Annotated in this window: 1 protein-coding gene; it reads right to left on the minus strand. The window is 41.1% G+C overall.

Features of this window, described 5'->3' with window-relative positions; genetic code table 11:
* Window positions 1–19: 19 nt before the first annotated feature.
* The coding region (locus NEOC65_RS06555; RefSeq protein WP_213156092.1) for an ISAs1 family transposase at window positions 20–1,207 on the minus strand (1,188 nt) is incomplete at its 5' end.

Raw genomic sequence — 1,207 nt, forward strand, 5'->3', positions numbered from 1 at the left:
CAGGGCATTTTGATGAGAATTATTTGATAAACACCTTACCTAGTAATCCTCTCAGATAATTAGGTGCATAAGTAGCATTTCGCCTAGCATCGGTAATCCCTCGGCCAGAATCCATGGTTCTTATTACATTAACAGCTAAGCGTCTGATTAAAGCCATGTTTTCAGCACTAAAGCCTACATCACTTAATGAAGCATCTTCTTTAAAAACCACGTCCATTACATGGTGCAAACTATTTTCTATCGCCCAGTGCGCTCGAATCCACTTGGCAAATTCTTTGGCCCCTGCTTTTCGGCTAGATCCATAATAGCGGATAGCTTGTTCTACTTTATCTGCTACCTTCCGTTCAGAACGTATTTCAATCATGGACTGCAAATGCCATTTCTCCCGTTGAGGAAGCCACTGTAAAGCATTGACTACACACACATGACGACTTTCTATGCGACCACGATTTTTCTCATGGGTTTCCTCTCGAGTTATTCCCTCTACTCCCTGGTAATTAACTGCTTTTGCTTGCTCAAAGAAGTTATACGCTTCTGCTTTAAGATGGCTTTGGTTACCTTTAATTCCTACTATATAGTCAGCTCCTTTGTTCAAAACCTCATCAATAATATCCATATGGGCATACAATGCATCCATTGATACAATTGCTCCACTGACATCCATAGCCTCCAGCAAGGCGGGCACTGCTTGGGTCTCACTAGCTTTTTCAGCTACCTTCTCTTGAGCAATTACTAAGCGTCCTTCGGCAGCAAATATCTCGACAATATGCGCAATATTCTTATTATCTGAAACGCCTTTTAGCCGCTTTCCATCTATCACCAAGAGCTGATCTTTCATTTCTTGCGGTAAGCCTTGCAGCCAGCGATTAATCAATTCCTTAAATGCTTGTGGATGGACCCTAGCAAGAAACCACCAGAGGGTATCATAAGAGGGTGCAGCTACCTTTAATCCTATTAGATCAGCAAACCAGCTGGCTCTTATTTCTGCAAAATGAGCAATCTCAGCCACGGTATTACATCCTGCTAGATACCCAGAAAGTGTAATCAAAAACAAATACCATATAGGATAAATACATCGCTTGCTTATGCGAGGATCTGGAAAATCTGCAAAGTTAGATCTTACGCTTTCTCTAAATCTCTCTAAATCAATCTCTTCTTGCAAATCAGCAAAATTTTTATCAGTGGTTTTTCTTCTGGCCATTGTTAC

Source organism: Neochlamydia sp. AcF65 (assembly GCF_018342435.1).
Lineage (GTDB): Bacteria > Chlamydiota > Chlamydiia > Chlamydiales > Parachlamydiaceae > Neochlamydia.